The 6,472-nt window shown below is 68.7% G+C and carries 4 protein-coding genes; 3 read left to right on the forward strand and 1 reads right to left on the reverse strand.

Features of this window, described 5'->3' with window-relative positions:
• The first annotated feature begins 143 nt into the window (after positions 1-143).
• The gene (locus tag ACWEIJ_RS28535; protein ID WP_449840311.1) at positions 144-2,153 is read left to right on the forward strand and encodes a putative bifunctional diguanylate cyclase/phosphodiesterase; all 2,010 of its coding nucleotides are present in this window, start codon (positions 144-146) and stop codon (positions 2,151-2,153) included.
• Here ACWEIJ_RS28535 and ACWEIJ_RS28540 read toward each other — a convergent pair.
• Positions 2,150-3,055 (reverse strand): alpha/beta hydrolase, encoded by a 906-nt coding sequence (locus ACWEIJ_RS28540; protein WP_449840312.1) that lies wholly within the window; start codon positions 3,053-3,055, stop codon positions 2,150-2,152. The two genes, ACWEIJ_RS28535 and ACWEIJ_RS28540, sit on opposite strands and share 4 nt — an antisense overlap.
• A 312-nt stretch (positions 3,056-3,367) precedes the next feature.
• Between ACWEIJ_RS28540 and ACWEIJ_RS28545 the strand changes: the two genes are divergently transcribed.
• Both ACWEIJ_RS28545 and ACWEIJ_RS28550 read left to right on the forward strand, forming a co-directional pair.
• Positions 3,368-4,225 (forward strand): SAM-dependent methyltransferase, encoded by an 858-nt coding sequence (locus ACWEIJ_RS28545; RefSeq protein ID WP_449840313.1) that lies wholly within the window; start codon positions 3,368-3,370, stop codon positions 4,223-4,225.
• Positions 4,226-4,465: 240 nt separating this feature from the next.
• The coding region (locus ACWEIJ_RS28550) for a putative bifunctional diguanylate cyclase/phosphodiesterase (protein WP_449840314.1) at positions 4,466-6,472 on the forward strand (2,007 nt) is incomplete at its 3' end.

A 6,472-nucleotide genomic window follows, 5' to 3' on the forward strand; every position in this document is an offset into this window, starting at 1 on the left:
CGCAGCGGGCGTCGACTCCCGGTGGGTAAACTGCCGGACACTCTTCAAACCCATACAGGGCAACGGGAATGACGAAACCGAGCCGAAAACCCGATGCCGCTCCAAGTGAGGACACCACCGCCACCGTCCGTGCGCGAGAAGCCTTGGCGCGCAAGTGGAGCTACCTGATCAGCAGCGTCGTGGTGGTCGCGCTGAGCAGAGACGAGCTGGACGCTGAACTGGGCGCCCAGCTCGACGCGTTGTGCGCGGCGCTGCACAACGAGCCGTTCGACCCTGCTCCCTTCGAGGAGGTGGGCGAGCGGCTCGTCGCTCTCGGCTACGTCAACGAGCCCGGCCTGCGCCGGACCGTCGACGTGCTCGGGAAGGGCCTGCTCGCGCTGGACGAGTTCCGCCGCACGGACCAGCACACGGTGCGCGTGGTCGGTGGGATCGGCGCGCTGGCGTGCGGGTTCACCGCTGCCCGCGCCCGTTCGATCCTGGACCAGCAGGAGAGCATGCAGCGCTCGCTGCTCAAGGCCGCCCACGACGCGCAACGCGACCAGCGGCACAGCGAGGCCAAGTTCGAGGGCTTCGCGTCCTCGTCGACCAGCGGCGTGCTGATCGTCGGCCTCGACGGACGGCTGATCTGGGGCAACGACGCGATCGGCGACATTCTCTGCGGGGCACCCGAACCGGGCACGCGGCTCGCGGAGCTGATCGCGCCGACGTCGATCGTGGTGTTCCGCGAGATGATGGAGAAGGTGCTCGCCGAACGCGACGAGTTCGAGCGGGAACCGATGCAGCTCGTGCGCGCCGACGGTGAGTTCGCCAAGGTGACGCTGACGGCGTCGTTGCTGCGTGACGACGAGGGACGCGCGAGCCACGTGCTCGTGATCGCCGACGACGACACGGAACTCGCGCTGCTGCAAGGAGAACTGCGCAAGCAGTCGCTGCACGACGTGCTGACCGGGCTGCCGAACCGGCAGTTCTTCACCTCGCACCTGGAAACCGTGCTGCGCCGCGCCGACCCGGAGTTCGGCGTGACGATCTTCCACCTCGACCTGGACGCGTTCGGCCTGGTGTGCAACAGCCTCGGCGCGCGGGTCGGCGAGCACCTGCTCCAGCACGTGGCCCGCCGGCTGCGGGCGCTGATGTCCCACGAACGGGCGATGATCGCGCGGTTCGACGGCGACGAGTTCGGCATCGTGGTGGAGAACACCGCGGCCACACCGGACATCGCGACCACGATGGCCACCATCAACGCCGACCTCGCCGAACCGACCTATGTGGACGATCACGGCCTGGCGGTGTCGGTGAGCGCGGGCGTCGTGCACCGGCCGTCACCCGACATCGACCCCGTGGAGCTGTTGCGCACGGCCGATCTGGCGCTGCGGCAGGCGAAGCGGAACCGGCGCGGCCAGTGGCAGCTGTTCCACACCAACCAGGACGCCGCGGAACGCCGGGACGCCGCGCTGGCCGTGGTGATGCCCGGTGCCTGGGAGCAGGGCGACATCGGCGTGCGCTACCAGCCCGTCCGCGTGCTGGCGACCGGTGACCTGGCCGGCGTGGAGGCCGTCCTGCACTGGGACCTCTCGGACCGGCCGGCCGAGCTCGCCGACGCCAGCGGGATCATCCTGCCGATGGGCGAGTGGCTGATGCGGATCGCCGCGGGCCAGTCGCAGTGGTGGCGGCAGCGCGGCGAGCTGGACCAGCAGTTCGGCGTGCGGCTCACGCACCACCAGGCGACCGACGCGGACCTGGCGTCCCGCGTGGCGAAGGTCCTCCACGACACCGACATGCCACACGGGCGGTTGACGATCAGCATGCCCGTGGGCGTTCTTGAGGTCGCCGAGGCGCTCGACAACATGACCACGCTGGCGGACATGGGCGTGCGGATCACGCTCGACGACTTCGGCCTCGGTCCGCGTGACCTCGCGTGGCTCTCCGAGCTGCCGGTGGTGTCCGTGCTGGTGCCGCCGGACCTGGCACGACGTCTGGACCCGCGCTCGGCCGCGCTGATCCCGGCCGTGCACGAGCACGGCGTGCGGATCTGCGTGAACGGCATCGACACCGAGGCGCAGGCGAAGTGGTGGAACGACGCGGGCGCCGACCTCGCGATCGGCGCCTGCTTCGGCGGCCCGCTGGACGCGGGCGAGTTCCTGAAGAACCTCTAGATGCTTCGCTGCCACGCGACCACGGCCGCGTGGTACTCGGCCGCGCCCGCGGACGCGAAGTTGAAGCAGTGGCCGTAGCCGGTGAGGACGAACGCGTCCACCCGTGACGCCTGCGCGTAGAACGGCCGCTCCGACGCGGCGAGCGCCGCGGCGGACGAGCAGTCGGAGCCGAGCGGTGGGGTACCGCAGAAGTGGTCCCCGGTCGACTGGGCGGTCATCACCGGTGCGGTGATGGCACGGCTCGCGGGGATCACGATGTTGTTCATCAGGATGGTGGTGACGGCCTCACCGGACGTGTAGACGTCCTTTGTGGACTCCTCGTAGTCGATCACGGCCGGATCGAGCGGGCCGGGCTTGTGGAACGTGTCGTACCGGGCTCCCGGCGCCGTGGTCAGGTAACCGGGGTCGAGACCGAGGCTGCTCAGGCGTGGATCGAGGGTCACCGGGATCATGTTGGCCAGCGCGGGTACCACCGTGATGTAGTTCATCTGGTTGGTCAGGCCGGTGACCAGCACCCCGTCGACATCGCGGTAGTTGCCCGCCTCCGCGATCGCGATCGCGGAGCCGACGGAGTGGCCGCCGACGAGCACCTTCTGGAAGCGGGGGCGCAGCCTCCCGATCACCTGGTGCACCGCTTCCGCCTGGCTCACGGTGGTGACCAGCGCGCTCAGCGGTTTGCTGCTTCTACCACTACCGATCCGGTCCACCGTCATGGTGGCGATGCCCGCGTTGTTCATCGCCTGCCGCACCGAGTGGACCTCGGGGTGGACCGGGATGTCCCAGTACGCACCGGTGTAGGTCCCGCCGGGCACGAGAACCTGGACCGTCGTCGCACCCGGAGGTATGCACAGCCTGCCGTACATGGTCTGTTGGGTGAGCCCGAAGCTCACGGGGGTGTACACGTCCTGACAACTGGTTTCGTCCGCGTTCGCCGGAACGGGCGCGGTGCCGAGCAATGCGAGCGATACGGCGGCACAGAGCCGACGGAGACGCATTGGGGAACAACCTCCAACTGGCGGGGATGGCGTTGGGATCGCACTCACGCCGCAAATTCGCGGTGAGCGCGAATCATTTCAGCGGCCGCAGGGGCGGACATCATCGCTCCTCGCGACGTGTGAAGAAGGTGACCACAGTAAAAGGCATTCGGTCGATCGGACAGTGCCCGATCGGGTGGCCTGTGTTCACACTGGTGGCGCAGCTGTGTGCGATGCCGGATGACTAGGCTTGTGCGCCCGCGACCGGGAAAGGTGATCGCTGTGGCCGAGGTGCACAACTGGGTTCCGCAGAGTGTGGACGTATCCGTGCCGAGCGCGGCACGGTTGTACGACTACCTGCTCGGAGGCGCGCACAACTTCGCGGTGGATCGCGAAATGGGCCGGAAGGTCGAAAGTGTGATGCCGCATGTGCGCAGTGCGGCCAGGGTCAACCGGGCGTTCCTCGGCCGAGCGGTGCGGTTCATGATCGACCAGGGGGTGCGGCAGTTCCTGGACATCGGATCGGGGATCCCGACCGTGGCCAACGTGCACGAGGTCGCGCAGAAGAAGGAGCCGGAGTGTCGTGTCGTGTACGTGGATCGCGATCCGGTGGCCGTCGCGCACAGCGAGCTGATCCTCCTGGGCAACGACCGCGTCGGAGTGGTGCAGGCCGACCTGCGTGACCCGGACAGCATCCTGAACAGCGGCGAGGTGCGCAGGCTCCTGGACTTCGACGAGCCGATCGGGCTGCTGATGCTGCTCATGCTGCACTGGGTGCCGACGGAGGCGGACCCGTGGGGCCTGATGAAGCAGTACCTCGAGGCGTTGCCCAGCGGGAGTCATGTCGCGATCACGCACCTCACCTCGGATCACGACGACGAGGGCTCCAGCACCGCGGCCGCGCGGGTGAACGCCGCGGGTGGGGATCAGGTCGTCCAGCGCGGCAGGGACGAGATCGCCGCGATGTTCGGTGATTTCGAACTGGTGGAGCCGGGGCTCGTGGGACTGGGGGAATGGCGGCCTGGCGGACCCGGCGACTTCTCGGATCATCCGGAAATGAACAAGATCGCCTACGCCGGTGTCGGTCGTAAGCCGTAGGAAAGCCGATCGAGCGCGCGAGTCACACGGTCGGTCGAGATGCGGTCGGCAGTCCGCGGGTAAGCTGCCCGGCATCTCAGCCCATTGCGAGGCAGACCTCGAATGTCCCACCCGAGTCGAATTTCAGACGTCACGCCGTCGCCTCAGGACATCGCCAAGGCGCGGCTGACACTTGCCCGGAAATGGTCCTACCTGCTGCTCAAGACCGTGGCCATTCCAATGGGATGCCAAGAGCTCGAGGTGGAACTGCGCACCCGTCTCGACTCGCTGTGCGCGCTGTTGCACGAAGAGCCGTTCAGCACCGCCGCGGTCGAGCAGGCCGGGGAGGAACTCGTGACGCTCGGGCACCTCGGGCAGGCCGGTTTGCGCTGCACCACGGAGGTGCTGGGCAAGGGCCTGCTCGGGTTGCCGGAGTTCCGCCCGGTCGAGCGGTACGCGGAACGGGTCGCGCTCGCGCTGGGCGCTTTCGGATGCGGCTTCACCGGCGCCAACGTCGAGTCCGTGCTGACGCAGCAGGAAGGCATGCAGAAGTCGCTGCTCAAGGCGGTGCACGACGCGAACTGGAACCTCAGGGAGAGCGAGACCCGCTTCAACGAGGTCGTCACGTCGTCGACCAACGGTGTGCTGATCGTCGACCTGGACGGACGGCTGCTCAAGGTGAACGCGGCGGTCACCGACATCCTCGGGCATGCCCCGGAGGACCTCGTCGGGGTCTCGCTGGTCGACCTCGTCGCGCCCGGTTTCGCCGAGATGCTGCGAAACGCGATGGCCGAGCTGGTCAGCGGTGCGGTGGAGCGGGTGAGGCAGTCGCAACGGATGCTGTGCAAGGACGGTGAGGCGGCACGGCTGACGCTGACCGCGTCACTGCTGCGCGGTGCCGACGACACACCGACCTACTTCGTCGTGGTGGTCGAGGACGGCACGGAACTGGCGCTCCTGCAGGGCGAGCTCAAGCGGCAGTCGCTGCACGACGTGCTGACCGGCCTGCCGAACCGGCAGTTCTTCACCACTCAGCTGGAGATCGCGCTGCGCAACGCGGATCCCCGGTACGGCGTCACGATCTTCCACATCGACCTCGACGCGTTCGGCATGCTGTACGACAGCTTCGGTGCCCGGAACGCCGAACGGTTCCTGCAGCACGTCGCCGGACGACTGGAAGTCCTGCTGGCGGGCGAGAAAGCGATGATCGCGCGGATCGGCGGCGACGAGTTCGGTGTCCTGGTGGAGAACACGGCGACCACCCCGGACGTCGGCGCGATCATGAAGAGCATCAACGAGGACCTGCTTGAACCGGCCTATGTGGACGGTCACGGGCTCGCGGTGTCGGTGAGTGCCGGCGTGGTGCATCGGCCGAGCCCCGACGTGGAGCCGATCGACCTGCTGCGCGCGGCGGAACGGGCGTTGCGCAAGGCCAAGACGGGCAGACGCGGGCAGTGGGAGGTGTTCCACGCGGGGCAGGACGCAGAGGACCGCAGGGACGACGCGCTGGCCGTTCGGTTGCCCGCTGCGTGGGAGAACGGGGAGATCGCCGTGCGGTACCGGCCGGTCGTGCGGCTGGCCGACGGTGCTACAGGTGGCGTCGAGGCGGCGTTGCGCTGGGACCGGCCGGACGGCGAGGCGCTGGCGCACGACCGGTGCGTGGAACTGGCGGAGTCGACCGGGTTGATCCTGCCGCTCGGCGAGTGGCTGCTGCGGGTCGCGGGCGGGCAGTCGGTGTGGTGGCGGCAGCGTGGCCGGTTCGACCACCCGCTGGTCGTGCGGCTCACCGCGCACCAGGCGGCCGACGCGGACCTCGTGTCGCGAGTGGTGAGGGTGCTCGAGGAGACCGGGCTCGCGGCTGATCGGCTGATGGTCGGCATGCCCACCAAGGTCCTGCGGATGGCCGACGCGGCCGACAACCTCGCGGTGCTCGCCCGCATCGGCGTCCTGACGGCGCTCGACGACTTCGGGCTCGGCCCCTGGGAGCTGGCGTGGCTGTCGGAGCTGCCGGTGGCGTTCGTGCTGGTGCCGGAGAACGTCTTGTGGCGTGCGGATCCTCGTTTCACCGCGCTGGTCCCGGCCGTGCACGAGCTGGGCGTGCGGATCTGCGTGGACGGCATCGACACCGAGGAGCAGGCGAAGTGGTGGACCGAGGTGGGCGCCGACCTCGCGATCGCTGCTCGGCGCTGCCGTCAGCATCGCGGGCAGCGAGGACGTGCTCTTCACGTCGAGGCTCTCGGCGCGATCCCACCCGTGGCTCGCGGATCA

This window comes from Lentzea sp. NPDC004789 (assembly GCF_053601075.1).